19 protein-coding genes are annotated in these 25,919 nt (G+C 62.9%); 7 read left to right on the top strand and 12 right to left on the bottom strand.

Annotation, left to right across the window (positions count from 1 at the left end; all coding sequences use genetic code 11):
• Window positions 1-125 precede the first annotated feature (125 nt).
• The 7 genes from E3E12_RS00310 to E3E12_RS00280 form a co-directional block, all read right to left on the bottom strand.
• Window positions 126-830 carry a metallophosphoesterase gene (locus E3E12_RS00310; protein ID WP_240810639.1) on the bottom strand — a complete coding sequence of 235 codons (705 nt, stop codon included), beginning with the start codon at window positions 828-830 and terminating at the stop codon, window positions 126-128.
• A 235-nt stretch (window positions 831-1,065) separates the two neighbouring features.
• Window positions 1,066-1,890 carry a thioredoxin domain-containing protein gene (locus E3E12_RS00305; protein ID WP_141442546.1) on the bottom strand — a complete coding sequence of 275 codons (825 nt, stop codon included), beginning with the start codon at window positions 1,888-1,890 and terminating at the stop codon, window positions 1,066-1,068.
• Entirely contained in the window at window positions 1,883-2,824 is a 942-nt protein-coding gene (locus tag E3E12_RS00300) for a hemolysin family protein (protein ID WP_141442545.1), read from the bottom strand. The genes E3E12_RS00305 and E3E12_RS00300 overlap by 8 nt, the downstream gene beginning before the upstream one ends.
• On the bottom strand, window positions 2,821-3,426 hold the full coding sequence (gene ybeY, locus E3E12_RS00295; protein ID WP_141442544.1) for an rRNA maturation RNase YbeY: 606 nt from the start codon (window positions 3,424-3,426) through the stop codon (window positions 2,821-2,823). Before ybeY ends, E3E12_RS00300 begins: the two co-directional genes overlap by 4 nt.
• Entirely contained in the window at window positions 3,414-4,613 is a 1,200-nt protein-coding gene (locus tag E3E12_RS00290; protein WP_408869943.1) for a PhoH family protein, read from the bottom strand. The genes ybeY and E3E12_RS00290 overlap by 13 nt, the downstream gene beginning before the upstream one ends.
• Window positions 4,614-4,768: 155 nt before the next feature.
• Window positions 4,769-6,223 carry a tRNA (N6-isopentenyl adenosine(37)-C2)-methylthiotransferase MiaB gene (gene miaB / locus E3E12_RS00285; RefSeq protein ID WP_141442543.1) on the bottom strand — a complete coding sequence of 485 codons (1,455 nt, stop codon included), beginning with the start codon at window positions 6,221-6,223 and terminating at the stop codon, window positions 4,769-4,771.
• 70 nt (window positions 6,224-6,293) lie between these two features.
• Window positions 6,294-7,238, bottom strand: coding sequence for a lysophospholipid acyltransferase family protein (locus tag E3E12_RS00280; RefSeq protein ID WP_141442542.1), 945 nt, complete (start codon window positions 7,236-7,238; stop codon window positions 6,294-6,296).
• Window positions 7,239-7,633: 395 nt separating this feature from the next.
• Between E3E12_RS00280 and E3E12_RS00275 the strand changes: the two genes are divergently transcribed.
• Together E3E12_RS00275 and E3E12_RS00270 are read left to right on the top strand one after the other, a co-directional pair.
• Window positions 7,634-10,045: an autotransporter assembly complex protein TamA gene (locus E3E12_RS00275; RefSeq protein ID WP_141442541.1), complete on the top strand. Its 2,412-nt coding sequence runs from the start codon at window positions 7,634-7,636 to the stop codon at window positions 10,043-10,045.
• Window positions 10,042-14,844 carry a translocation/assembly module TamB domain-containing protein gene (locus tag E3E12_RS00270; RefSeq protein WP_141442540.1) on the top strand — a complete coding sequence of 1,601 codons (4,803 nt, stop codon included), beginning with the start codon at window positions 10,042-10,044 and terminating at the stop codon, window positions 14,842-14,844. Before E3E12_RS00275 ends, E3E12_RS00270 begins: the two co-directional genes overlap by 4 nt.
• Before the next feature lie 163 nt (window positions 14,845-15,007).
• On the opposite strand, the gene E3E12_RS00265 is transcribed toward E3E12_RS00270, so the two are convergent.
• The 5 genes from E3E12_RS00265 to hisI form a co-directional block, all read right to left on the bottom strand.
• Window positions 15,008-15,805: an SDR family oxidoreductase gene (locus tag E3E12_RS00265; protein WP_141442539.1), complete on the bottom strand. Its 798-nt coding sequence runs from the start codon at window positions 15,803-15,805 to the stop codon at window positions 15,008-15,010.
• A 430-nt stretch (window positions 15,806-16,235) separates the two neighbouring features.
• Window positions 16,236-17,027 carry an SDR family oxidoreductase gene (locus E3E12_RS00260; RefSeq protein ID WP_141442538.1) on the bottom strand — a complete coding sequence of 264 codons (792 nt, stop codon included), beginning with the start codon at window positions 17,025-17,027 and terminating at the stop codon, window positions 16,236-16,238.
• A 260-nt stretch (window positions 17,028-17,287) separates the two neighbouring features.
• Window positions 17,288-17,878: a CarD family transcriptional regulator gene (locus E3E12_RS00255; protein ID WP_141442537.1), complete on the bottom strand. Its 591-nt coding sequence runs from the start codon at window positions 17,876-17,878 to the stop codon at window positions 17,288-17,290.
• A 93-nt stretch (window positions 17,879-17,971) separates the two neighbouring features.
• Complete coding sequence (locus E3E12_RS00250; RefSeq protein ID WP_141442536.1) at window positions 17,972-18,847, bottom strand: bestrophin family protein; 876 nt, start codon at window positions 18,845-18,847, stop codon at window positions 17,972-17,974.
• Between the two features lie 256 nt (window positions 18,848-19,103).
• On the bottom strand, window positions 19,104-19,613 hold the full coding sequence (gene hisI, locus E3E12_RS00245) for a phosphoribosyl-AMP cyclohydrolase (protein ID WP_141442535.1): 510 nt from the start codon (window positions 19,611-19,613) through the stop codon (window positions 19,104-19,106).
• A 262-nt stretch (window positions 19,614-19,875) separates the two neighbouring features.
• Here hisI and E3E12_RS00240 point away from each other — a divergent pair, with 262 nt between their 5' ends.
• From E3E12_RS00240 to E3E12_RS00220, 5 genes are read left to right on the top strand one after another with little or no spacing between them, the layout of a single operon-like run.
• Window positions 19,876-22,206: an adenylate/guanylate cyclase domain-containing protein gene (locus E3E12_RS00240; RefSeq protein WP_141442534.1), complete on the top strand. Its 2,331-nt coding sequence runs from the start codon at window positions 19,876-19,878 to the stop codon at window positions 22,204-22,206.
• A 10-nt stretch (window positions 22,207-22,216) separates the two neighbouring features.
• On the top strand, window positions 22,217-23,155 hold the full coding sequence (locus E3E12_RS00235; RefSeq protein WP_141442533.1) for an MlaE family ABC transporter permease: 939 nt from the start codon (window positions 22,217-22,219) through the stop codon (window positions 23,153-23,155).
• A 50-nt stretch (window positions 23,156-23,205) separates the two neighbouring features.
• Window positions 23,206-23,991 carry an ABC transporter ATP-binding protein gene (locus tag E3E12_RS00230; protein WP_240810509.1) on the top strand — a complete coding sequence of 262 codons (786 nt, stop codon included), beginning with the start codon at window positions 23,206-23,208 and terminating at the stop codon, window positions 23,989-23,991.
• Between the two features lie 6 nt (window positions 23,992-23,997).
• The gene (locus tag E3E12_RS00225) at window positions 23,998-24,930 is read left to right on the top strand and encodes an MlaD family protein (RefSeq protein ID WP_141442532.1); all 933 of its coding nucleotides are present in this window, start codon (window positions 23,998-24,000) and stop codon (window positions 24,928-24,930) included.
• Entirely contained in the window at window positions 24,927-25,859 is a 933-nt protein-coding gene (locus E3E12_RS00220) for a hypothetical protein (RefSeq protein ID WP_141442531.1), read from the top strand. The genes E3E12_RS00225 and E3E12_RS00220 overlap by 4 nt, the downstream gene beginning before the upstream one ends.
• Window positions 25,860-25,919 lie beyond the last annotated feature (60 nt).

Genomic DNA, 25,919 nt, shown 5'->3' with positions numbered 1-25,919 from the left:
CCAGGTAAGGTTTACAACGCTTGTTGGCTTGGTGATGTGCCCCCCTGGTTTAAGCCAGGGGTTCAGATGGCATCAAGGGGCTGGGGCTTTTTGCGTGGCCTGGAAAACCTTAAGCTTGGAAAACCTTAAAGCGTGTCCAGGTCGACCCAGGCCAGGTGCCCACCTTTGCCAGCCCCCAAATCCATAAAGACGGCGCGCCCGCCAAGGCGCCCTTTGCGCGCCCAGGGCCGCCCATCTGTGGAGCGCCGGTCGTGGCCCACATAAACCGTCAGCCCAGGGGGAATGCGGTTGATCCAGTTCAGGCGCCGCTCCGGATAGCCGTCAGGCTGCATGCGGCCTGTCGTCTCGCCAAACAGAGCGCGGGAGAGGGGTGGGTTCATCTCGCCCAGCGGGTTTTCCGGGGGCGGGACAGCCAGCATGGCTGTGTGGAATCCGCCATGGACGAACATGCTTGAACCAATGCGTTGCCAAGCAGGCGCTGTGCTGATGGCGGCATGGACGCGCTCTGGCAGGCCTTCAGTGCGGTAACGCATGATTTGGCGCAGCGTGTCCTCAAGCGGCCCATCGCGCCGCAGGCGGCGCCCAGCCAAAGCGCGGCCCAGCTTGCGGTCGTGGTTGCCAATCACGAACATGCCGCGCTGGTTGCCCAGCAGTTCAAGGATGAGCTCAAAAACGCCAGCGCTGTCTGGCCCATGGTCGACCAGGTCCCCTAATTGGATGACGTAGCGTTCCGTGGCGATGGCATGGCGGAAGGCCGCGATGTCGCCATGCACATCCCCCACCACACGCACGCCGTGGCGTGTGATGCGCTGGGCTGCCACATCATTCAAGGCAGGTTCGGCAAGGGTGGCAGCGACAGACAGATGCGTGACTTTCACATAAACGGCAAAGCTGCCCAAGGGGCAGCCACGGCTTCAGGACGGGGCGCGGTCACACCCCACCAGCCCACAGGCGGCCAGAATGTGCCCTGCCTGTGGGAGCATAGCAGATTATGCAAGCGTCAGCCATTCCCCGCCCCACCCTCTTTGGTGGAGTGCCCATGGCAGGCGGGGGTGCTCAGGGCGCTTAAGGCGTTTTGAGGATGTCCTTGCGGGCCTGGTCGGCAAGCTTGCCGTCCTTCTTCAAAACATCCATGGCTTTGTCGACCATCTCCCCAAATTTATCGATGGAGCCAGGATCTTGCGCCAAAGCGATGTTATTGAAGCGGAAGTAAGGCGTGCCTTTGATGTCGTAGAGCTTGGTGGCGGCCTGGTCTGTGTTGTAGATGGCCTGCGCCAAGGCCTTGTCATTGCGGATCTCTTCAAAATGCCCTGCTGAGACGCCAGCCAGCGCAGCTTCCTGCTGCAGGTTTTTCAAAGGGTCGCCACCACCGAAGGCCCATTTCATCTGGCGCGAGAACAGCGAATCAATGAAGGGCAAGTAGCGTTCCGGCGGCAGAGAACGCGCCACCATGGCCGCCACCAGCCCAATGCGGTCAAGCGGGTAATCCCAGAACTCAAAACGCACTTTGCCGGTATCGATGTAATCCTCCTTGACCTTGGGGAAGACATCCAGGGCGAAATGGGCGCAGTGGACGCATGTCAGGGAGAACCACTCGCACACGGTGACGGGGGCATTGGGGTTGCCAAGCGCCCGCACTGACAAGCGCGGGTCAATGGGGCTGGCGAAAGCAGGCTTGCCCAGCACCACCCCAGCATTGGCCGCCACCACAGCTTTGGGGCTGGCAGCCCACGCCAGGCGCTGTGGCAGAAGCGCGCCCAGGGCCGCCCCACCCATCAGCGCCCCGCCCATGGCCAGCACGCGCCGCCGCCCAGGTGCGGGTGCGCTTTGGGGGGCATTGGCCCCCACGGTGGCTTTCGCCTGATTGTTGTCAGCCCCAAACTCAACCATTGTCAGAACGATCCTCTTCAAGTCGGTCGGGGCTGGCCCCGGCCGGTTTCCAGCCTTCAGGTTTGCGCATCCTCAAGGCACGAATATGGCGTGCGTCAGCATCTGTCACGCGAAATTCCAAGCCGCTGGGGTGGGTCAGCACTTCGCCACGCGCAGGGACATGCTCAGCCAGGTGGAATATCAGCCCGCCGGCGGTTTCAATTTCCGCGTCTTGCTCGGCCGGGGTCAGCACAGCGCCACCAAGGCGCTTCTCAAGGTCTTCCACAGGCATACGGGGATCAATGTCCACCGTGCCATCAGGCCGCTCCCGCCAAGGGGAGACGACAGGGTCGTCATGCTCGTCTGAGATGTCGCCCACGATGGTTTCAATCAAGTCCTCAATGGTGACGAGACCGTCAATGCTGCCATATTCATCAATCACCAGCGCCATGTGGGTGCGGCGCTGGCGCATCTGCAGAAGCAGGTCAAGGACAGGAATGGTAGCAGCGATGAACAGGGGCTGGCGCAGCAGGGCCGCCAGTTCGAAAGGCTTGTCCTGCCGCAGCGCCCCCACCAGGTCCTTGACGTGCACCATGCCCAGGACGTCGTCCAGCTCCTTGCGGTAGACGGGCAGGCGGGAGTGCTGCTCGTCCTGCATCAGGGTCAGGGCTTCATCAAAGGTGATGTCATGGGCCATGGCCACGATGTCAGCGCGAGGCGTCATCACGTCCCCCGCCGTAACGTTGCGCAGGTGCAGGACATTCATCAGAAGGGCGCATTCCTGCCTGTCCAGCGCTGGTGTCTCCCCCGGGACGGGATTGAGGTGGGCTGCCGTGCTGACCAGGGCCTCCACCTGCTCACGCAGGTTGTGCTCGCGTCCTTTACGGCTGAAGAGGTTGAAAAGCGTGGGGCGTTCAGCACGCGCGCTGGTGGCTGGTTGGGAAGGGTCCGTCATGGTTGGCCGCCCCGCCTGGCGGTGCTTGTGACTAAGCTTGACGCTTTCCAGGGGTTGGCATGGCCCAAAGCACGCATGACGCGGCTTTCCTTGCCTTCCATGAAGGCGGCCTCCGCTGGGTGGTGGTGGTCCAGCCCAGCCAGGTGTAGGCAGCCATGGGCCAGCAGGTGCAAGCAGTGCTGGTGCATGGTCACCCCTTTGCCCCTGGCTTCACGGGCCACTGTGCCCCAGCCCATCACGATGTCGCCACCACAGCCGTTGGCGGCTGGGAAGGTCAGCACGTTGGTGGGCTTGTTCAGCCCCCTGAACTGCCTGTTGAGGCGTTTCATGGTGCGGTCGTCCGTCAGTAGGAGGTTGAGCGGGCCAGCCAGGCGCAGGGCAGCGCCCCTGTCAGCCTGGGCTGCAGCCAGGACAGTGCGCCACAGCAACGCCCCAAGCCTGGCTGGGCTTGCCCCCACACGCCCCAGCAGGCTGTGCCAGCGCTGGTCGTCCACCTGAAGGGCAAGGGTGCTGCGCGCCGTTGGGGAAAGGGCCGAGCGCCCAGCCTGCGGCCCAAGGCCCCCCTTGGCGGGCAGGGTTGGGGGGACGGTTAGCTGCGCCATCCGTCCTGTTCCCCGCGGCGGCTGTAAGTGTGGTGCCCATCGTCACGCTCAGGCAGGCTTGAGCGGCTATCGTAGGCATCCACAATGCGGCCCACCATGGGGTGGCGCACAACATCGCCGGCATTCAGCCACGCTATGGCCACGCCAGGCACGCCCTCTAATGTGGCCAGGGCGTCCTTGAGGCCAGACGTCAGCCCGCGCGGCAGGTCAACTTGGCTGACATCACCCGTGACGGCCATGCGCGTGCCGTGCCCCATGCGGGTGAGGAACATCTTCATCTGTGCGGGCGTGGTGTTCTGGGCCTCGTCAAGGATAACGAAAGCATGTGAAAGCGTGCGCCCCCGCATGAAGGCCAAGGGTGCAACCTCAATTTCGCCAGAGGCAAGGCGGCGCTCAATCTGGCCAGGGGGCATCATGTCGCCCAAAGCGTCATAAAGGGGGCGCAGGTAAGGGTCGATTTTCTCCTTAAGGTCGCCAGGCAGGAAGCCCAGCTTCTCGCCAGCCTCCACAGCGGGACGGGAGAGGATGATGCGTTCCACTTCGCCTGAAAGCAGCATGGCGGCAGCCTGGGCCACAGCAAGGTAGGTTTTGCCTGTGCCTGCAGGGCCAATGCCAAACACCAGTTCCTTATGGGCCAAGGCGTCCATGTAAGCCGCCTGCCCGTGGGAGCGGGGGCCGATCACCCCTTTGCGGGTGCGGATGGCCGGCATACCGCCACGGCCTAGCGGGCGTGCTGCGCTGTAAGGATCGTGAAGAGCGCGTTCGCGCGCGGCTACGGCACGCTCGAAAGCGGCATCCTGGCCATAAAGGCCATGGCTTGAAGCATTGTGGCGTGTGGGTGGGGCGTCCTCCTCAGGGGGGTAGGGGTAAGCAGATTGCGTAGCTTCTGCCTGGGCGCTTTGGGGCAGCGGTTGGCGCAGCCCTGCAGGGGCGCGGAATTCAGGCATGCGCGTGCTGGCAGGCCTGGGCTGCACAGGCCCGCGCGCGTTCCTGCGGCCCTGGGGGGCGTTCTCAACGTCCCCTGCTGGGCGGTGTGGCTGGCTTGGCGCGGGGGCGTGGCCACTCATGCGGATGGCGCCGCGCACCCGCCCCTCGTCCATGTCCGCCCCTTGGGCGGCCTGGCGGTAAAGGGCGCTGATGGCGCTTTGCGCCTGCGTCACCGCAAAGGGCGCGCCTGTGATGGCCATGCGGTTGCCACGGCAGGAAAGACGCACATCCAGCCCCTCCTCCAAAAGGGGGAGGTGGCGGTCATGGTCACCCAAAAGGCGCTGCAAAAGGGCGTTGTCCTCAAAACGCAGCACAACGGTGCGCGTGGCTGGACTGGAACTATCTGAATGGTTGCTCAACGGGCCCCTGCCTCCCCAAGAAGCGTGCCCGCCAAGGAATGCGAGACGCATTTGTCGATATGTACCTTCACCATTTTGCCCACCAGCCCAGCCTCACCAGTGAAGTGAACGGGCTGGAGGTAAGGTGAACGGCCAGTGAGCTGGCCTTCCTTGCGGCCTGGCCCTGAAACCAGGATGTCCTGAACTGTTCCTACCATGGATTCATTAAAAGCGCGCTGCTGCTCCTCAAGCAAGGCTTGAAGCCTGGCTAGGCGCGCTGTTTTGACATCTTCCGGCACTTGGTGGGGCAAGCTGGCTGCAGGCGTGCCAGGGCGGGGTGAATATTTGAAGCTGTAGGCAGAGGCAAAGCCAACTGAACGCACAAGCGCCATGGTGGCCTCAAAATCATCATCGCTTTCCCCAGGGAACCCCACGATGAAATCAGACGACAGCGCCAGGTCAGGCCGGGCTGCGCGCAGCCTCTCCACCAAGGCTGTGTAGTCCGCAGCACTGTGGCCCCTGTTCATGGCCTTGAGGATGCGGTCAGAGCCGCTCTGCACAGGCAAATGCAGGAAAGGCATCAAAGTGGGGTTGGCGCCGTGGGCGGCAATCAGGCTTTCGCTCATGTCACGCGGGTGGGAAGTGGTGTAGCGGATGCGCTCAATGCCATCGATGGCCCCTACAGCCTCTGCCACAGCGGCCAGGTCGTGGCTGTTACCGTGGCTGTCTGGGGCAGTGAGGGCATTGACGTTCTGCCCAAGCAGGGTGATCTCACGCGCCCCTGCCCCAGCCAGGCGCTTGGCCTCTGCCAGGATGGATTCAAGGCTGCGGCTTGTTTCCATGCCGCGCGTGTAGGGCACAACGCAGAAAGTGCAGAACTTGTCGCACCCTTCCTGCACGGTCAGGAAAGCTGAAAGCTGGCCTTGGTTCTCAGGCGCCAGGGCGTCTGGCAGGAAATCGAATTTGGTGATGGCGGGGAAATCAGTGTCCACAGCGCCGCCCCCAACGCCCCCTGGGCTGCTGCGGGCCACACGGGCGACCATTTCAGGCAGGCGGTGGTAGGTCTGCGGCCCCAGGACAAGGTTCACCCAAGGGGCACGTGCGATGATCTCCTCCCCCATGGCCTGGCCCACGCAGCCAGCAACAGCGATGAGGGTGGGCTTGCCTGTGCGCTCCTGGCGCGCTTCAGCCACCTGGCGCAGGCGCCCCAGCTCTGAAAACACTTTTTCGGCGGCCTTCTCCCGGATGTGGCAGGTGTTGAGGATGACCATATCCGCCTCCTCAGGTGCCTGGGCTGGACCATAGCCCAAGGGGCGGAGGATGTCGGCCATGCGGGCGCTGTCATAGACGTTCATCTGGCAGCCCCAGGTGATGATGTGAACACTGCGCGGGGCCTGCGCCAGAGCTGGGGACGGGTTTGCACGGCGTTGGGCAAGGGGGATGGTGGCTGGAGTGGGCTTGAATGACGTCATGGCGCAGCCAGGTTCCTGAAAGCGGGTTTGGTGGGCAAGTCTTGGATGGAGGTAGGGTGCTGGGGGTCGCTCAGCTGCTGTGGGGCAGGCGCTGCTGGCGCAGTGTTTCGCTGCCACTGGCGATGATGGCTTGGGCTTCCGCAGCCAGCTTCTTGCGGGTGGGGAAGGTTTCAGGGTCCAGCGGCGCATGGAACATGACGCTGGCGCGCATGGCGCGCCACGCGCTCAGTTCTTTGAAGTGCGGCCCAAACTCCATGTCCCCGTACCAGGAGAACACAGAGGAACGCCGGTTGCGCCCTGTGGGCAACCCTTCCAGCTGGTCATAGACCAGGCTGACGGGCTGGACGAGGGGGCGTGGCGCGTCCTCGTCTGGGGCGCTTGCAGCTGTGCGCGGCGGCTTGGCAATAGCGAACAGCGAGGAAAGGAACGGCAGCACACCAGCACCATCTGACGTTGTGCCTTCCGGGAAGAAGGTGATGTCGTACCCTTCGCGCAGGCGGGCGCTGATTTCGCTGATTTCGGCGCTGGCCGTCTGGGGGGTGCGGGTGACGTAAAGCGTGCTGCCCAGTTTGGTCAGGATGCCGACCAGGGGCCAGTGGCGCACTTCGTCCTTGGAGATGAAAATGGTGGGCATGATGCTGCCCAGAACCGCGATGTCCATCCAGCTGGTGTGGTTGACAACATAAATGACAGGCCGGCGTTTGCGTGCCGCCGTGCTTGTGGCGGCTGGCTTGCCGAGGACGCGCACCTTCATGCCCATGATGCGGCACACGCCGCGCCAGAACACCCGTGGCCAGCGCAGGTGCATCCAGCCAGGCAGGGCCATCAGCGGCACTTGAATTGAGCAAGAGAAAGCCCCCCACCCCAGGAGTGCTGCCAAGCGCCCTGTGGCACGCAGGCGCCTGGTGCGCGTGCGCGGCGTTGTGGGCCGTTCGCTTGGGAACAGCGCTTCAGGGTCGAAGCGGGGCCGGCTGTTGGTGCGGCGTGTGGCGGCGGGTTTGTGTTCAGCGCACATGGCCTAACGTGATAGGCATTTTGCAGGCCGGGCACAATCCTGCCTCCGTGCCCAGGGCGCGCTATAGGACCTGGTATTGTACGGCTGCCATATTGTTTTTGCGGCTTGTTTTGGCGCCTGCCTTAAAAACGCCCTGGCTTTGCTGTGCATCTGTTGGCGTGGACAGCCAGCTGATGGGCGCGGTAACCTGACCCTGCCCTAAGGCATGACGCAACCCACCTGGTGGGACTGTCTGAGTGGGGCTGTCTGATAGGAATGCTTTGGGCGCGGCCTGAAAGCTGGTGACGTTTGCAGGCTTTGCCCCCACGCTTGCGCCCAACGTACAGCTGATTGAGGGTTTGGCATGGTGGTGCTGAGCCATGCCAACCCCATGGATAATGGATGACTGACTGAACGTGCCCACACCACGCCCAGACCAGCCTGCGCGGCCTTTCCCCCACCACCAGCCGTTAGGCAGGGCATGGGGGCTGCGCGCCCTGCCCCTGGCGTTGCTGGGGTGGTGCGTGGAACCAACCTGGGCCTTGGGTGGGGCAAGCACCCCAGCGCCAGCTACGCCAGGCACCACTACTCCTGTGATGGAGAACGCCCCCCAAACCACCCCCCAGCAAGGAACACTGGCAACAGGTCCAGCTAAGGGTGCTGGCCAGGATAGCGGCGGCAAGGACACTCAAAGCGGCAAGGAAAAGGCGCAGGAAAAAGCCAAGCCCAACCAGCCAGCCCCTGACGCTGTGCGTTACAAGCTAGTGATGAAGCCAACAGGCAACGCAGCCCTTGACGGGGCGCTCCAGGCATCATCTGAACTCAAAAGCCTGTTAACAGCCCCCCCTGTGGGCCCTTTCGCCTTAGCAGGGCGCATCAGAGAGGATTACGGGCGGCTTGATGGCGCGCTCCATTCAGAGGGGTATTACAGCGGCACCATTACCATGACCATTACAGCGCCCAAGCCCCCCCAAGGTGGCAGCGCCCCTTATCATGCGCCCAGTGTGGATGGACGCGATCCAGCCCTTGCCATGTTCCTAGCAAGCCTGCCCCATGGCAGCACGGTGACCATCACCATTGCCGTTCAGCCAGGGCCACTTTACCACATCAGCTCCATCCTGGTGCTGTCCAAGCCTGCCACAGTGGCAGGCGCTGCGGCAGCAGGGGCGGCAGGGCTGCATGGGTCTGAAGGGGCTGGGGGCGCTGCGCCAACCACCCTCTACCCATCCAGCGGCGCCAGCGCCCAAGCGCCCCGGCCACCCTCCAAAGCCGCCCAAGCCGCAGCAGCAGCCCGTCAGGCAGCCCAACGCCAGGCGGAGACCTGTAAAACGCTGGAGAGCATCCATCCCGTCACCCTCACCCCGCTGGAAGCCAAGGCGTTCCACTTGAAGGTGGGCGAGCCAGCCAAGGCGGGGGAGATCATCGCCGCCCGCACCAGGTTGCTGGCCTATCTGCAGAATGACGGCTACGCCTTAGCTGAGGTGACGGTGCCTGAAGGCATCCTCCACCCCGCCACCCATGGCCTGACGGTGCGGCTTTTCATGGATCGGGGGCCACGGCTCATCATTGGGCCCATCACGCTGGAGGGCAACAAGGATGTGCGCTCCAGCTACGTGCGGCGCATCATGGGGCTTCATGAAGGGCAGCTCTACCAGGCTGCAGCCATCGATCAGTCGCGGCTCAACCTAGGGGCCACGGGGCTGTTCAGCTCCATCATGACATCCAACAACCCCCCTTTGCTGAGCGTCCCCCCTAAGGACAGCGCCGTGAAGGGCCTGACCACCGCCATGCCGTTGAAGATTACCTTCAAGGACGCCAAGCGCTACCATGTCTCTGGCGAGGTGGGCTATTCCACCGATTTGGGCGGGCGCGCTGGCGTGCACTGGTCAGACAAGAACGTGCTTGGCGCTGGGCAGCGCCTCAATCTGGCGGCCATCGCCACGGGGCTGGGTGGTTCGGCCCAGCAAGGGCTTGGTTATGATATCTACGCCGATTACGACGTGCCCAATTACGGCATGATCAACCGCACGCTGAATTTCCGCGTTGAGGCGCTGCGCCAATGGCTCTACTCCTACCACCAGACGGCATGGTTTGCGAAAGCGGGCTTCAGTCAGCCCATCAACGATGACTGGAGTGTTGACGATTCAGCCATGGTGGAGCGCGAAAGCATCACGCAGTTTGGCAAGAAGCGGGGCTATTTCATCGCTTTCCTGCCTTTGACGGCCACGTTCAACAACACAGACAACAAAGCCAACCCCATTGAACCAGCCACGTCAGGCATCAGGGCCACGCTAGGGGCCACGCCTGCCGTCTCCATCCGCCGTGGGGCGCAGTTCTATTTGCCCTTGATGGGGCAGGCGGCCACTTACTTTGACCTCAACAAGCTTGGCATCGCACCACCTAAGCGCAGCATCCTGGCGTTTCGCGTGACGTTAGGGTCCATCCTGGGGGCCAATGTGTGGCAAATCCCGCCTGACCAGCGTCTTTACGCAGGTGGTGCCGGCACAGTGCGCGGCTTCCGCTACCAGGGGGTGGGGCCGCAGTGGAAAAACACCAAATATGCCATCGGCGGCACCTCCATGGACGCTGGTACAATTGAGTTCCGCCAGCGGCTGTTCAAGAAATGGGGCTTCGACCTGTTCACCGATGCTGGCCAGGTGAGCGAACATGCCACGCCAGGCCATGGCAAGGTGCGTGTCGGCGTTGGCGGGGGGCCGCGCTACTTCACCCCCATTGGTCCCATCCGCGTTGATGTCGCTGTGCCGCTTGACCGGCCCCACCGTGGGGACCATTGGGAACTTTACATCGGCTTGGGAGAAAACTTTTGACTACCCACCCCTCCAGCCTGCCAGGGAATGCAGAAGCGCCCCAAGCGCACCCACCCCAAAAAGGGCATTTGTGGCGCGCGCTGGGGCTGGGGGTGGCCGTCCTGTTTGGCGTGCCGCTGACTTTGGCTGGCATGGCGCTGACAGGGGTTCTGGTGGCCATCAACGTGCCGGCGGTACAGCACTGGGCAGCGCAGAACGCTGGGCGCTTCACAGGGGGCATGGTGGAGCTTGCGGGCCTTTCAGGCCACCTGCCATGGGACATTCACCTTGGCAAGCTTGTGCTGCGTGACGGCAAGGGCCCCTGGCTGGTACTTGAACAGGCCCACTTGCGCTGGAACCCCCTGGCCCTGGTGGGGCTGGACGCAAGCGTGGACACCCTTACAGCGCGGGAGCTTGATGTCATCCGCCTACCTGCTTCAGACCCAAACGCCAAACCAACACCCCCTAATCCCAATCCACTGCCAGCAATCAGCGTGCATGTGCGCCACCTTGCCATCAACCATTTGGAACTGGGCAAAGGGGTGGGGGGTGTCGGGTGCACTGTTGCAGCGCGTGGCCATGTGGCGTTGAGCAGCATCGCCCATTTCAGGGGGGGACTGAGTGCAGACAACTTCCCAGCGACCCAGCTCGCCCTCACCCTCAGCAGGCTTGACCGCCCAGGGCGGTTGGGGCTTGATTTCAATCACAGCACCCATGGGTCCAAGCCTTGGCAAGGTCATGTGACGTTTGAAGATGGGCAGGATGGCTTCGCCGCCATGGTACCCGTGGTGCCTGGCCTTGACCCGCTGCGCCTTGATGTTGATTTCCATGGCCCGCTCACGGCGCTTGATGTGGCGCTAGCCCTCCATGCCCGCAGCGGCACGCAGGCGCCAGCTAGCCAAAAGCCCGCTAACACGGTGCCCAAACCCCAAGCCCCAGCAGCGCCCCAGGGAGTGCGGCAAGGGGTTGCGCCAGCGCCAACCAAGACCATAGCAGGACAAGGAGCGGAACCTTTGCTGCTGCACGTGGCAGGGCAGGTGGATGTGGCGGGGCAGCGTTTCCATGCCATGCGCATCCAGGCCAGCTTGCCAGAAATCCACATGCGCCGCGATGGCCAGCTGATGGGCTGGAACAGCTTGGCGTTGCAATTAGCGCTGAATGGCCCTTGGGCCATGCCTGAAGGCCAGGGCAGCCTTGTGGTGCAGGGTTTGTCTGGGGCTGGTGTGGCCGTAGGCAGCATTGCGCTTAATTTCAGCAACCCCACCGTCCTCCCCCCACCTGTTGGCCAGAAAACCGCCCAGGAGAACACCCAGAAATCCACTGCTGTGGAACCACTTTTTTCACTGCAGGGGGTAGCGCGTGACATCATGCTGCCAGCTGGCGCTGGTGCTGGGCTGCTAGCGCAAGCGCCCTTAAAGCTGGGACTGGCCATTAAGCCCCAAGCGCCAACCCAACCTTACGCGCTGAATGTCAACCATCCCCTGCTGCAGCTAAAAGCCAATGGCAGCTTAAAAGGCCGCACCCTTCAAGCAACCATGGCCCTGCCTGCCCTCGCCCCGTTAGCGGCCATCGCCCACCAGGCGCTTTCAGGCAGCCTGACGGCTAACCTGGCAGCTGCAGCCCCCCCTAGCGGCGTGATGAAGGCGGCCCTTGACGGCACGCTGCACCTCACCCCACCAGGGAAAGCGGCTTTGCGCCCAGCGGCTGCCCACCACAAGGGCAAAAGGACCACCACCCCCCAGCGCCGCCCACGCCGCCATGGCGCCGTTCCAGCGCCCAGGGCTACCAGCCAGGCCAGCGCGCTCCAAAGTCAGCTCTGGGGCCTGCTGGGGGCGGAGAGCCACTTCAGCCTCAAAGCATCCAAGGACAAAACGCGCACCACCCTTGAAACACTCACGCTTAAAGGGAGCGCCATCAACCTTACTAGCCAAGGCAGCTTGACCGAATCTGCCACACCCCTGGCAGCCTCTCTTAAAACCAGCACGCCCCAAGGCAAAGGGCACAAAGCCCCCCCGCCCTTGCTCAAAGCGGCAGCCACCCTCATTTTGCCAGACCTTGGGCGCGCCGCCCCCCAACTGGAAGGCCACAGCACCATCAGGCTGCAGGCCTCAGGGCCATTGGATGACTTTGCTGCCCAGCTGGGGATGGATGGTGCTTTGGGTGCCCATGCAGGGCGTGTTCACTTAGCACCCGGCCCCTTGGCATTGCAGGTGACTGCAAGCCACCTGCCCACAGCGCCCCAAATTGCCCTTCACCTCAACGGTACGCTCGACCATACCCCCTTGCTGGCTGAAGCCCAGTTCAGCCGTGGCAAATCAGGCGACATGGCCGCCACTATCCAGCGCCTTTCCTGGAAGGCCCTAAACGGGCAAGGCAAGCTCACCCTGGCGGCTGGTCACAAAGTGCCGCTGGGACGTTTTGACCTGACCATGGGCAACCTTGACTTAGTGCAGGCACTGACAGGCATGACGTCACGCGGGCATGTGGCCCTTCACCTCAACACGACTGACGACCGCACGCCACCGCCACTTGGCACACGCCAAACCCTGCATGTGGCGCTGGACGGTGCCGCCCAGGTGGGGCCATGGGGCCTAGGCAGCCTGGCGCTGAACGGTAGCGTTGCGCAGCTGCCAGACGCCCCCACCATTATGCTGAACGCCCAACTGCGCCATGTGGCCGCCATGGGGGTGAGGGGGGACATGGCTTTGCGTGCCCAGGGGCCGCTTTCAGCCTTAATGTTCCAAAGCGGCGGGCAGTTCCAGCATGTGCCGCTCAATGGCGCTGCCGCTGCGCGCCTTAAAGGGCCTGCACCCCAAACGGTGGCTGCCCTATGCGGCGTTAACCTGGCAGGTCTTGGCGGGCTGGAACCCCCTGCCCAAAGCAGCCAAGGCAAAGCTCTTTACGGCCCAGCCAGCTTTGACGTGGCGGGGACCTTGGCCCTGCCTTTGGGGGGCAAGGCAGCCCAGAAAACCGCCCTCAAAGCGCCAGCAGCCAAGGGTACTGCAGGGGGGGGTGCATTGGCGCTGCAACGCCTGAAGATTGACGTGGCAGGCGACCATGTGCGCTTGCGCAACCCAGCGCGCATCACTTGGGGGGCACGCACAGCAGTGGAGGGGCTGAACCTAGAGCTGGCCCCTCCCAAGGGCGCGCCAGCTTTGTTGGGGGTGGCTGGTACCATCAAGCCTGATTTGGCGCTTGATGTGGGTCTACGCGACCTCACTCCCGCCCTGGCCAACCCCTTCCTGCCAAGCTTGCGCGCGCAAGGGCGGCTCAACGGCCATGCCCATTTAACAGGCACGCTTGAGGCCCCTTCAGGCAGTGTGGTGCTTGATGGCGGTGGCCTGCGGCTGCTCAGCGCCAGCACGGAAGCCATGCCGGCCATCGCCCTGGCGGCACATGCTGACCTCAAGGCGGGGCGGGCTGTTTTCAAAGCCCACGTCCAAGCTGGCCCCAAAGCTGAGGTGACGGCCCAAGGCCAAGCCAGCGTGAAAGGGGATGGTCCCCTGGATGCCCGCTTGACGGGCCATGCCGACCTGGGCCTGGCCAACGCCATCCTGGGGGCTTCGGGCATGGCGGCCGCTGGTATGCTGAACCTGGACGTGACCGCACGCGGCACCACCCAGCACCCTTCCCTGGGGGGGCAGGTCACGCTGCGCCATGGTTCATTCAACCAGTACGCGCTGGGCGTTGACCTTACGGCCATCACCGCTGACATCCTGCTGCAGGACAAAAACGTGGTCATCAAGGGTGTGACCATCAAAGCTGGCCGTGGCTCCATGGGGCTGCATGGGCAGGTGGGCGTTCTGGAACCCGCCATGCCGCTTGACATGTGGTTTGTGATGAACAACGCCCAGCCCCTCCACAGTGACCTGCTGACCATCACGCTGGATGGGAAAATCCACATCTTCGGGCAGGCGCGCACCTTGCTGAATGTGGATGGCACTGTCACCATCCCCACAGGGACGGTCAACATTCCCTCCTCCATGCCAGCTTCGGTGCCGCAGATTGCTATCGTCAAGCCTGGCCTTGCCCCAACGCCGCCTGCGCCGCCAGCTGTCACAGTGAACTTGAATGTCAATGTCGTCAGCCCTGGGCAGTTCTTCGTGCGCGGCGATGGGCTCTACGCTGTGATGGCAGGCAAGCTCCACGCTGGCGGCACCGCTAATGCCCCTGTGCTGCAAGGCGGCTTCGCGCTGCAGCAAGGCACATTCAACCTGGCTGGCGTCAATCTGAACTTCAGCAAGGGGGAGATCTCCTTTGGGGGCACAGGGGTGGCGCACAGGCTTGACCCAACGCTGGATTTCCGCGCTGACCGCAACGTGGAAGGCACCCTGGCCACGCTGAGCGTGACGGGTTACGCCAGCAGCCCCAAAATCAAGTTCTACTCCACCCCGCCATGGCCCCAGGACGAGGTGCTTTCCATGTTGTTGTTCGGCAGCATGAAAAGCAGCCTTTCACCAGCCCAGATGGCGTCACTAGGGTTGGCGCTGGTGCAGATTGGCGGCGGCAGTGCCTTTGATCCCCTCAACGCGCTGCGCCAAGTGCTGGGGCTGGACCAGCTCAATATCGGTGGCGGCACAGGGGTGGACAATGGTGGCGCCGTGATTGAGGCCGGCAAATATGTGGCCCCTGGCATTTTCGTAGGGGCGCGCCAAGGCCTCTCAGGCGGTGGTGGGTCGCAGGCTGAAATCAAGATCGACCTCACCAAGCACTTGGTCGCCAGCACAACGCTTGGCACGGGTGGGCAGGTGAATGGCTTTACCACCCCTGAGAACGACCCTGGCACCAGCGGCAGCCTCTCTTACGGAACAGATTACTGAAAAAAGCGTTTAACAGGGCGCCCGTACCGGCCCCGAAACAGCCGCAAGTCATAAAAAAACCGCCCACCCCATTGGCTGGAGCAGGCGGTTCAACCCTTTAGTCTGAAAGCTAGCTTGGTAGCTGGCCTTCAGCCATGGGGGCGGTCGTCACAGGACTGGCTGATTACGATGACCAGTTGTGGGCGAAGCTCGGGAAGAGCGTCAGCCCGCCGTCAACATAGATGGTCTGGCCTGTGATGTAGTCAGCTTCCTTACCGGCCAGGAAGCCGATGACGCCAGCGATTTCCTCGCTGGTGCCAGCACGGCCCATGGGGATGTGGCTGCACACAGAGGCGCTTTTCTTGGGATCGTGGATCCAGGCGTCATTGATGGGGGTAATGATGGCGCCAGGTCCAACAGCGTTCACGCGGATACCGCGGTCGGCATATTCAAGCGCCAAGGTGCGGACAATGTTGCCCACAGCGCCCTTGGAGGCGGAGTAGCCGATGAAGCCGGGCTTGGGAATGGCCTGGTGAACAGAGGACGTCACCACGATACGGCCTTTGATGTTGTTGGCCAGCCAGTAGCGCAGTGCCTCACGGGCGGAGAGGGCAACACCAAGCACGTTCACGGTCAGGACGCCCATGAAGTCCTTGACTTCGAATTTGTCGGAATCAGCGCCAACCTGATAACCGGCATTGCAAACCAGCACGTCCAGGCCGCCGAGCTTGCTGATGGCGTTCTTGACCACGCCAATAATGTCAACGTCCTTGGAAAGGTCACCGACAACGCTGACATGCTGGCCTTTGCCGTCTTTGTTCAGGCGGGCGACAGTCTCTTCCAGGGCCTTTTCCTTGTTGGGCAGGTCGTGGATGGCAACGTTGGCACCGCGGGCGGCGAACCATTCAGCCGTGGCCAGGCCAATACCCTGGCTGGCACCGGTGACGAGCACTTTCTGGCCCGTAAATGTGTTATCACTCATGTGGCGTATCCTTGTTCACGCGACATCAGCGCCTTGTGATGAAAGCGCGCTTGTCAACCCCGCAAGGCGTTGTTCAAGGCGCTTTCCCGTGCGCTGTTCTGGTATAGGTTTGTCGGCCTTGGGAGCGGGAATGTCCAGCTTTTTGAGGTTGTGTCAGGTGGATGGCTGCCTTGAGCCTGGCGGCCGTGCGTCTTGACACCAAAGAATGTAAAATGTTTTTTACAGTCCTCAACTCCAACCGCGATTTGACCCTGCTTTGGGCGCACCGTGAAAGCGCGCAAAGTGCGCAACGCCTGGAGGCAACCAGTCCTGCACCCGCCACCTGCGCCTTGACAAAAGGGGCCAGCGCCTGGTGGCACGGGCCCCTTTTGGGTGCAACCTTCAAACCCCAGCCTCCCCTTGGTAGGTAAAGGCCGGGGATGGGGGCTGGTTACGATGACCAGTTGTGGGCGAAGCTCGGGAAGAGGGTCAGGCCACCGTCAACGAAGATGGTCTGGCCTGTGATGTAATCAGCTTCCTTACCGGCCAGGAAGCCGATGACACCAGCGATTTCCTCACTGGTGCCAGCACGGCCCATGGGGATGTGGCTGCAGACGGCGGCGCTTTTCTTGGGGTCATGCACCCAGGCATCGTTGATGGGGGTGACGATGGCGCCAGGCCCAACAGCATTCACGCGGATGCCGCGGTCGGCATATTCAAGCGCCAAGGTGCGGACAATGTTGCCCACAGCGCCCTTGGAGGCGGAGTAGCCGATGAAGCCAGGCTTGGGGATGACCTGGTGAACGGAGGAGTTCACCACGATGCGGCCTTTGATGTTGTTGGCCAGCCAGTAACGCAGCGCCTCGCGGGCTGGCACCACAACGCCAAGCACGTTCACGGTCAGGACGCCCATGAAGTCCTTGACTTCGAACTTATCGGAATCAGCCTGCACCTGGTAGCCAGCGTTGGCGACCAGAACGTCCAGCCCACCGAAGGCCTTGATGGTCTCAGCCACCATGGCGCAAGCGGCCTCAGCATTGCCAACGTCAGCTTCAACAATGGCATGGGGGCCAGCGGCAACGGCTGGCAGCTTAGCCAGGACTTCCTGCAGCTTGGCGGCTTTGCGGCCATTGATGGCAACGCGCGCGCCCTGCTGGGCGAACCACAGGGCGGTGGCTTCGCCAATGCCCTGGCTGGCACCGGTGACGAGCACCTTCTGGCCTTCAAACATTTTACCTGACATGTCAGCTCCTGAATTGCTGGGAAAGGACACAAAACAATCCGGCCAACCCCCGCCTGGCTAGCCTGCCAAACCTAAGCGCAGGTCTGGCTGCCGTTGGGCCTTGGGCGGGGGTACGGACCCTTTTCTTTGCTGTCTTCAAGTCCTAACGCCCCCCCACAAGCTGTGCAAGCGCTGGGGGTCAAGGCCTGTTCAAGGCTGCCTTGTGCACCCGCCCCCTTGAAGGTGGGGGTCTTTCAACAGGGGGTTGCCCCCTCTGGCCATCAGGCCTTTTTCATCACCGCCACCAGTTCAGCCTGGACGGTTTCAGGGTCGCGGTTTTCCAAAACGGCCAGTTCAGCCACGAAGCGCTCCTGGGCAGCTTCAAATAGCTTGCGCTCTGAAAAGCTGCCGTCCAGGCTGTCCACATTGCGGCGCAAGTCGCGCAGGACCTCAGCGATCTGCACCAGGTCGCCTGAATTGATCTTTTCCTGGTAAGCAACAGCGCGGCGCGCCCACATGCCCTTGTTGACATGGGGCTTGCCCTTCACCACCGCCATGGCTTTATCCACGATGTCGCGGCTGGCGATTTTGCGCAGGCCGGACTTGCGCGCTTTCGCCAGGGGGATGCGCAGCGTCATCTGGTTGCCGGGGAAGGAGATCTGGATCATCTCAATCATGGTGCCGGCGATCTCATCCTCCCCAATGCGGTCCACCCGCCCAACGCCATGGGCGGCGTAAACGATGGCGTCCCCAACCTTGAAGGGGTCGCGCGCTTGCTCCGGGTCGGTCTGGGCAGCGGTGCGCTTGGCGGCGTCACGCGCCATTTCCTCTGTCACCCCGCCCTTGGCTGGGGTTTTGAAATTCGTGTTCATGGGGCCCATGGTAACAGAAAATGCCCCCTTTGTCCCCAAAACATTGCCCCAGGGCCAGACAGCGCAGCCAGCCTTCCCCTGGGCAGCCTGGCCTTAAGGCAGCACCCCCTTAACAGCTGGGGGGACAGGGCGCGCTTGCTGCCCCACCTGCTGAAGCAGGTTGGTTTCAATGGTGTGGGCCATAACACCCATGGGCAGGGCGTGGGGGCTTGGCTTGAATGGCTCCTGCAGGTCGCTGCCGCTGCGATCAAGCATCTGGAACAATACGCCGATGATGCTGGAACCGAACGGGGTGAACCACCCCATGGGCTCCACAGCTGAAAGCGGCAGCAACAGGCAGAACAAGTGCGTGACGATGTTGGGCAGGAGGGCATATTGAACAGGCAGTGGCGTGTTAGCGATGCGCTCCAGCCCGCCCTGGGCGTTGGCTAGCTCCGACAGGATGTTCTCAGCGCCTGCGTGGGCAGCACCGTCCACGCCGCGCTGGGCTGCGATGCGGCGCAGCCCCAGCCCGATTTCATAAAGGATGGCGTCAGCCTTGTTCAGGCTGGCTTCAACGCGCGGGCGCATGGCGGCGGGTAGCAGGGCGGTTGCACCTTCGTCCACTGGTGTGCGTGAAAGCGCTGCCGCCAGGTAGTGGGGGTAGGCCGCCATGGCGCGCACAAGCTCTGGGGCGCCGTTGAAAAGGGTTGCGGCCTCACGGCCGAAATTGCGGCAGTTGTTGGTCAGCCGTCCCCAAAGAGAGCGTGCCTCCCACCACCGCCCATAGGCCGCGTTATTGCGAATGCCGAGGAAAATCGCCAGCGCCGAACCGATGAGCGACATCGGCAAAGCTGGCTGGTCAAGCCAGGCGATGTGGCCAAGCTGGTAGAGCACCATCACCATCACGTCCCAAAGCGTGAACAGGGCAAGCGTGGGCAGCGTTTCGCGAAACAGAATGCCAAAGCCGTGTGAATGGCGGATGATCACAAGTGGGTGCTCCCAAGGTTTGCGGCGCCAGGAGGGTCTGCTGCCAGCGCCATGGCTGGTGGCGGTGCTGGGGTTAGCCCGGAGGTTAGTCAGGATTCAAAGAAGGGTTTCCCCCAGGGGATTTTAACGCAGCGGGTTTCCAGAGGGTAAGGATGGCCCATAGTCATGGCGAAAATAGGCCAAACTCGCCTGGAGCAGGGCGGCCCCGCTCTCAGACCGCCCCAACGTGCGGCTTCAATCCTGGGCTGGGCCGGCTTCAAGGGGCTGCGGCAGCCCCGCCCACCGTGCCATAGAGTTCACCAGGGGTGATGAGGGGGCTCTCGCTCGGGTGCAGCCCCTGGGGAGTGATACGCTGGTGAAAGCAGCTGCGCCTGCCCGTGTGGCAAGCCACGCCCCCAGTGCCCTCTTGGCCCCCATGTTGGCGCACCGTCAGCAGAATGGCGTCCCCATCACAATCCAGGCGTGCGTCAAGCAGGCTTTGGTGCTGACCTGAACTCTCCCCTTTGCGCCACAGCTTCTGGCGGGAGCGTGAGTAGTAGCACACACGCCCTGTGCTGAGCGTTTCTGCCAAGGCCTGCCTGTTCATCCAGGCCAGCATTAAAAGGGTGCCGTCCTCAGCCTGGGCCATGGCAGCGACCAGGCCTGCGCTGTCAAAGCGCACCTGGTTGAGGATAGCTTCCAAGGCCCCCTGGGCTGGCGCCTTCCACGCGCCCTGAGGGGGGCTTGGTGGCTTGGCAGCCCCAGGCTGGCATTTATGGTTGGACATGGTTTCTCCTTATAGTGCGTATTTTACGTGCACAGATGGCATGGGCGGCTGGAGTTGTGTGGTTGGCCCAGCTGGTTTTGCTGTTTTCCAATTGCCCCTGCCCATGCCATGATGGCGCGCCCTGAACCTGACAGGCCCCAGGGGGCGCCGGAGCGGGCGTTGCCACGCTGGGGGTCAAGCGCCCAAAGGGTCGCAAGGGTTGGGCGTGCGGGCGCGGCAGTGCCTGGCCAGGGCGGCATGCCCGCAGCAGAGGAGCGCTTTCGTGCCGATAGACGAAATCGTCAACCCGATGATCGACCCCGCCATTAGGCGGCGGCAGCTCATTGGCCTGATTGTGCCCATCGCCAGTGTCCTGCTGGTGACCTCGGTCATCGCCATGGTGAGCTATTACAGCTACAGCACCATCCGCCAGAGCGCCATCACCCTCTCCCATGACCTGCTTCACAGCCAACAGCGCTATATCACGCAGGAAGTCAGCAACTACATCGCCCCTGCCGTCACCAGCGGCATCATCGCCCATGACATGCTCGACAGGGAAAACCCCATCCAGAACGTGGACACCTTCATGCTGCTGGGGCGCAGCGTCCTGCACAACTCAAGCCAGGTGGACAGCCTCTACCTGGCCAACCAGCAAGGTGATTTCCTGCGGGTAGAGCGTGCAGGCAACGACTATTTGCAGTCGGCCATCGTCTCCATCCAGGGCAAGCGCTACTACCTTGATGACCTGGTGGACGCCGAAGGACGGCAAATCGGCCAGAAAACCATCCCCGCTGGTGATTTTAACCCGGCCAAGGAACCATGGTTCATCGGGGCCGTGCGCCATGAGAATTACCCAGGCGCCAATCGCATTTTCTGGACAGACCCCTATCAGCCCCACGGCAGCACGCAGTTTGTGGTGACGGCGGCCATCGCCGGGCGCACGCTCAATGGCAGGCAGATCGTCTTCGCCATCAACATATCGCTCAACCAATTGTCGGACTTCATCAACCATTTGCATGTGGCCACAACGGGCCAGGCGGTGATTGTCGACCTCAACGGCAGGGTGATTGCCGGCCATAACATGGTTGACCTGGGCAAGCCCGGCTTCAACGCGGCTGATGTCCACCTCAACCCTGAGACGCAGCCTGTGTTCGTGCGGGCGCTGAACCTGTTCAGGGTGCTGGGCGATGGGGCCGGCATTGTGCGCGCGCGCGGGCAGAACTACGTCACTATGGCCGCTGACCTGCCCTTGGCCAAACGTTCCTGGGTGCTGCTGCTGAATGCGCCTGAGAGCGACTTCGCAAGCTTTGCGCGCGTCATCGGGCGGCAGACGGTCTATTTGTCGCTCATCGTGGTCTCCCTGGCAGTGTTCCTGGCGTGCGGCCTTTTGTTCCAGGGGCGGCGCATCAGCCGCCTTCACAAAACGCTGGCCGCCGACCAGTTCAACAACGAGATCGACAATTCCCTTGTGCTGCGCATCGCCAACACGCCAGGGCTGCTCGACCCAGAGCACGAAGTCCCCATCCTGACGGAGGTCCTGGCCCAGCGCGCAGGCGCCAGGCGGGCTGGCATATGGCGCCTGCTGCCTGATGGCGAGCGCCTGCTGTGTGAGGACGTGTTCGACACGGATGGTGACGTCCACGGCACGGGCCTGGAAATTACCCGGTCTGTCTGCCCGCAATTGTTTGAGAACCTCTCCACCTTCCAGGTGGTGGATGTGGGGGATGCTGCTGACAGTCCCTCCTACCAGGCTTTGTGGCGCTTGGTCATGCGCCCCGCCGGCACGCGTTCGCTGATTTACTTGCCCGTGATTGAAATGCACCAGCCACTTGGCGTCATCATGATTGAGAACGCCCAAGATCCAGACGCGGCCGACCGCACCATGGTGCTGATCGCTTCCATCGTGGCCATACGCTTCTCGCAGCTCAAGAACAGCCAGCCAGCCCATGTGGCTCCCTTGCAGGAGGTGCTGGCTAACAACCCCCCCCAAGGCCGGATGCGCAACCTGCCAGCCTTCCTCCTGACCCCTGCTGGGCAGAAGGCCACGGCGGAGGGAGGGGTGCCAGATGGCCTCTACCCCGCCGTGCCCATCCTGGTGCTGGAGTTTGAGGAGGCTTTCACCCTCGATGAGCAAGCGGTGAAGACGCGCCTGAAGCTTGTTGAGGAACTGGCCGCCCAAATCCAGGAGGTGGCCGACAAGACCGGGCTGTTCTCTATCCAGGTTAGCGGCAAGAAGGTCATCCTGGTGGGTGGCTGCACCCCCCAACCTGATGAGGCCGCCCTGCTGCGCCTGGCTGAGGCCGCCGTGGCCATCCGCGAAACGTGCATTACCATGTTGGCCGCCACAACATCGCCCTTGATGTTCCGCATGGGCATTGACATTGGCCCCGTCCTGGCCGCCAGCCTGGGCGACCCGCCCGTTTTCAATGTGTGGGGGGAGGCCCTGACCAACGCCACCTTGATGTGCACCACCGCCCCAGACGGCGGCCAGATCCAGGTTTCGCAGCAGGCTTACTGGGGGCTGCGGGCCTATTTCCTGTTCAGGCCGCGTGGTGATTTCTACCTGCCTGGCGATGGCGTGACGTGCAGCTACATCCTGGCAGGAAAGCTGTGACGCTGTGACCATGCCAACCAACCCTCCCCCAACGCCCCCTGGGGGGCACCACAGCCACCACCATTCATGGCGTGTGTGGCTCACCTACGCTTGGCGGCGCCTCCGGCATGGGCTGTGCGCGGAAGGGCGCCACCTGTGGGGGCGTTTCCTCCATGGTGTGGCGCTGCTGGGCCATGTGGTGCGGGTGCAGCTGCGCTTCGCTTTCCTGCTGGCTGGGGGTGGATGGGGGGTGATCTACCTTGGGTCCCAACCTTTGACGTGGCGGCGCTCTGTCCGGTTTGAGTTCTGGAAAGCGCTGCGCCAGGTCACGGGCGGCGGGCTCCTCAGCGTTATCGTGGTGGGGGCGATCGTGGGGCTTGGTGTGGTGGCGCAGGCCATTTTCTGGCTGGGCTTCGCTGGTATGGCCAAGATGACGGGCTCCATCCTGGCGCGCATCCTGGTGCGTGAGGTCGCGCCCCTCCTGGTGGCGGTGATCATGCTGGGCCGCTCAGGCATGTTGACGGTGGCGCAGATGGGCACGCTGAGCACCACTGGCAAGCTGCGCGTGATGAGCGGCATGGGGGTGGACCCCTTCACCAGCTTCGTGGTGCCGCGCACAGGCGCCATGACGCTGAGCTGCTTTACCCTCGGAACCATTTTCTGCGGCATGGCGCTGGGGATGGGCTACATCTACTGCTGGTTCAAAGGCATTGTGACTATGCCCATCTGGTCGTTCATGTTCCAGGTGGCTGAAAGCGTCCAGCCGCTGGACTATCTGGGCATCCCGTTGAAGTTCCTGTTCAGCGGCTTCATTGTGGGGTTGAGCAGCTGCCTCTCCGGGCTGGACGTCACCACAAGCGACACCCTCTCCCTGCTTCTGCCAAGGGGGTTTTCGCGCGGCATCCTGTCTGTCCTGCTCATCAACGTGTTGATTGACATCAGCCTTGGCCTGATCCAGGGGGCGACTTAAATGGGCAACCACCATCTTGCTGGGCACCCCTTGGTTGGGAAGGCAGTGCCATGAAGATTTTCAGCCCCCTCAAGAAACTGCGCGCCACCGCAAGCAAGGCCGGGGTGTCCAGCGCTGGGCAAAGCGTGCAGAGCGCCCTGCTGCAGGACGGGCCCTTGCTGGGGCCCGCGCTGGAGCTGGTGGACGCCTGCCCCCAAGTGGAACGCGGCGTGCTGCCTGTGCCTTACAACCTGACGTTGGCACCAGGCGAATGCGCCCTTATCGAATGCCGCGACCCTGTCCAGAGCACGTTTTTCACTGATTTCTGCGCAGGCCAGGTTCCTGTGGGCTCTGGCACTATTCGCTGCCTGGGCCTGGCCTGGAAGGACCTGGACGCTGTGCGCACGGACGCGTTGCGCGGCTGCATAGGGCGGTTGACGCTTAACAAGGGTTGGGTGGATTTCAGCCCCATGCAGATGAACATCCTCTGGCCAGGGCTTTACCACACTTACACCCCTTTGCAGGAACTGGTTGACGCCGCTGTGCGCCTCTGCATCGATTTTGGGTTGCCTGGCCTGCCCACCGTCTACCCCACGCGCATGTCAGCGGTGGACAGACAGCGCGCGGCCCTTGTGCGGGCCTTCCTCAACGGTCCATCGCTGCTTTTGCTGGAGGAGCCCGTCCAACCTATGGATGATTTCTATGACGCTTTCATTATGCAGCTGACGGCTGCGCGCGACAGGGGCTGCGCTGTGGTGTGGATTTCATCGGGGCGGGAGGTCTGGCAGGATTACATCCAGCCCGGTATGCAGCAGTTCAGGCTTTCTGACGGCGGCCTGGTTTCAGTGCGGAGGTAAAGCGCCATGGCAGGGGAAACATCTAGGGCCAACGCCAATGTCCAGTCGCTGTTCAGTAACCGCTTTGCTGATGAGTGGGTGGGGTTCCTCGTTATTGGGGCTGTCATCGTCCTTGGCGTTGCTGTTGTGGAGGCGGGCTTCCTCAGGCAGTGGCTGACGCCTGTGGGGGAGATCCACTTCGTCCTGCCCCAGAACGGTGTGGATGGCTTGGCTGTCGGCAACGACATTGACGTCATGGGCGTGCACGCTGGTGAGATCAGGCAGCTCAACCTCAACCCAGAGGGGCGCCTTTACGCCATCGGCACCATTGAACCGCAGTTTGAACAGTTCATCCGCCAGGACAGCACGGCCACCATCAGGCGCACCCTCATCGTGACGGGCGCCAGCTTCATCGACATCACCCGTGGCCGTGGCCTGCCGCTGGACTGGGGCTATGCCGTTCTGATGGCCAAGGCCGCCCCCAACCCCGCCGACATGCTCATCAAAATGCTGGGGGATTTGCATGCCCAGCTTGTGCCGACCATGGCCAACGCCCAGGCCATCACGCTGGAGATCAGGGGCATCCTTACCGACCTCCACGAAGGCCGGGGCACGGCTGGCGCGCTGCTGAACTCCAATGAGACCATCAACCGCGCCAACGCCCTCATCAGTTCCCTGACCAACACCGTCAACAGGATGCAGCCCATTGAGGCCCAGCTCCACGCCATTCTGGCTTCAGCTGATAAATCCGTGACGAAGGCGGGCCCCGCTTTGAACGCCACCCTCAAGAACGCCCGCATCGCCACAGCTCAGATGCCTGACGTGATGATTGAGGCCCAGGCCATGGCTGAAAGCCTGCGTGAACTGGCCAACCAGCTGAAATCGCTGTGGCTGCTTGGCGGCAGCGGCGCCAACGCTAACAATAGCGCCATGCTGCCTGCCAGGGCCGTCCAGCCATGAAGGGGCTTGCCGTGATGCCACAGCGCCAACCCACCCATCATGCCGGCAGGCGCAGCTGGCCTGGGGTTTTCAAAGGGTTGGGCGCGGCCCTGGCGTTGAGTGTGGTAGCAGCGCTGCCTGGTTGCGGCGGCAGCCCCCAGCAGCCAGTGGACAGCGTCTACAACGCTGACATGAGTGCCGGCACAACTGTTTTTGACATCGGCCATGCTGCCCAAGCTGTCCTGAAGTACCAGGAGGCCTACAACCGCGCCATCGTGGCTGACAATGCCCCCCTGCTTTACGCGGCGGCGGTTAATCTGGCCACGGCCCAGCTGGCCAGTGATGACCTCCCTGCTGTGCGCCAAACACTGGCCATGGCTACCACGGCTCTGAAATTGCGCAATTGGCGTTTCATGGGGCGTTTGCGGCTCATCGGGGCGGCTGTGGCGCTGCGCCAGCAAAACTGGCAAAGCGCGCTGGAGCAGGCGCGCGCTGCAGCGGGGGAGGCCACTGCGGCCCAAGCCGCCACGACCAGTACCACTTTGCAGGAGGGGGAGCGCGCCACCCAGCAAATGGCTGTGGCTTTTGAAGGGCTGGCCGCCAATGGCCTTGGCGACCGCGCCTTGCTGGCTGCCAGCCTGGAAAGCCTGTCGCGTGATGGCGCTTTGGCTGCACCTGGCCTTTTAGCGGAACTCCAGGCAGATATGGCCTTGATGAACGGCCAGCCCGCCCAGGCCCTCCAGGCGGCGGGACAGGCTGTGGCGGCTTACAGGCAGGGGGGGGATTTCCGCTCCATGCGCAGGGCGCTTTTGGTAGAAGCCACTGCGGCCCAGCGCAGCCAGCCTGCCCAGCTGGGCCTGGCAAGCCAGCTCCGCGCCCAGGCGGCGGCCAGCGCCACGGCAGAACAGGCCGCTAATAGCGTTTTGAACGGCACCCGCGCTCCTTCCTGAACGCCAGCCCTAGGGGCGTGCCGTTTGGGCGCGCCGCTTCAGGTAGTCGCCGTTTAGGGC

This window comes from Formicincola oecophyllae (genome assembly GCF_006542395.2).
GTDB classification, from domain to species: domain Bacteria; phylum Pseudomonadota; class Alphaproteobacteria; order Acetobacterales; family Acetobacteraceae; genus Formicincola; species Formicincola oecophyllae.
Note: the sequence above shows the minus strand (reverse complement) of the source record. Positions and strands in the feature narration are given on the sequence as shown.

Bases quoted from the DNA above. Each gene is read 5' to 3' on its own strand.
- E3E12_RS00255 (WP_141442537.1), bottom strand. From the start codon at position 17,878: ATGAACACGAATTTCAAAACCCCAGCCAAGGGCGGGGTGACAGAGGAA.
- E3E12_RS00265 (WP_141442539.1), bottom strand. From the start codon at position 15,805: ATGAGTGATAACACATTTACGGGCCAGAAAGTGCTCGTCACCGGTGCC.
- ybeY (WP_141442544.1), bottom strand. From the start codon at position 3,426: ATGGCGCAGCTAACCGTCCCCCCAACCCTGCCCGCCAAGGGGGGCCTT.
- E3E12_RS00230 (WP_240810509.1), top strand. From the start codon at position 23,206: ATGAAGATTTTCAGCCCCCTCAAGAAACTGCGCGCCACCGCAAGCAAG.
- E3E12_RS00260 (WP_141442538.1), bottom strand. From the start codon at position 17,027: ATGTCAGGTAAAATGTTTGAAGGCCAGAAGGTGCTCGTCACCGGTGCC.
- E3E12_RS00225 (WP_141442532.1), top strand. From the start codon at position 23,998: ATGGCAGGGGAAACATCTAGGGCCAACGCCAATGTCCAGTCGCTGTTC.
- E3E12_RS00280 (WP_141442542.1), bottom strand. From the start codon at position 7,238: ATGTGCGCTGAACACAAACCCGCCGCCACACGCCGCACCAACAGCCGG.
- E3E12_RS00290 (WP_408869943.1), bottom strand. From the start codon at position 4,613: ATGGCCATCACAGGCGCGCCCTTTGCGGTGACGCAGGCGCAAAGCGCC.
- E3E12_RS00235 (WP_141442533.1), top strand. From the start codon at position 22,217: ATGCCAACCAACCCTCCCCCAACGCCCCCTGGGGGGCACCACAGCCAC.
- E3E12_RS00300 (WP_141442545.1), bottom strand. From the start codon at position 2,824: ATGACGGACCCTTCCCAACCAGCCACCAGCGCGCGTGCTGAACGCCCC.
- hisI (WP_141442535.1), bottom strand. From the start codon at position 19,613: ATGTCCAACCATAAATGCCAGCCTGGGGCTGCCAAGCCACCAAGCCCC.
- E3E12_RS00220 (WP_141442531.1), top strand. From the start codon at position 24,927: ATGAAGGGGCTTGCCGTGATGCCACAGCGCCAACCCACCCATCATGCC.
- E3E12_RS00305 (WP_141442546.1), bottom strand. From the start codon at position 1,890: ATGGTTGAGTTTGGGGCTGACAACAATCAGGCGAAAGCCACCGTGGGG.
- miaB (WP_141442543.1), bottom strand. From the start codon at position 6,223: ATGACGTCATTCAAGCCCACTCCAGCCACCATCCCCCTTGCCCAACGC.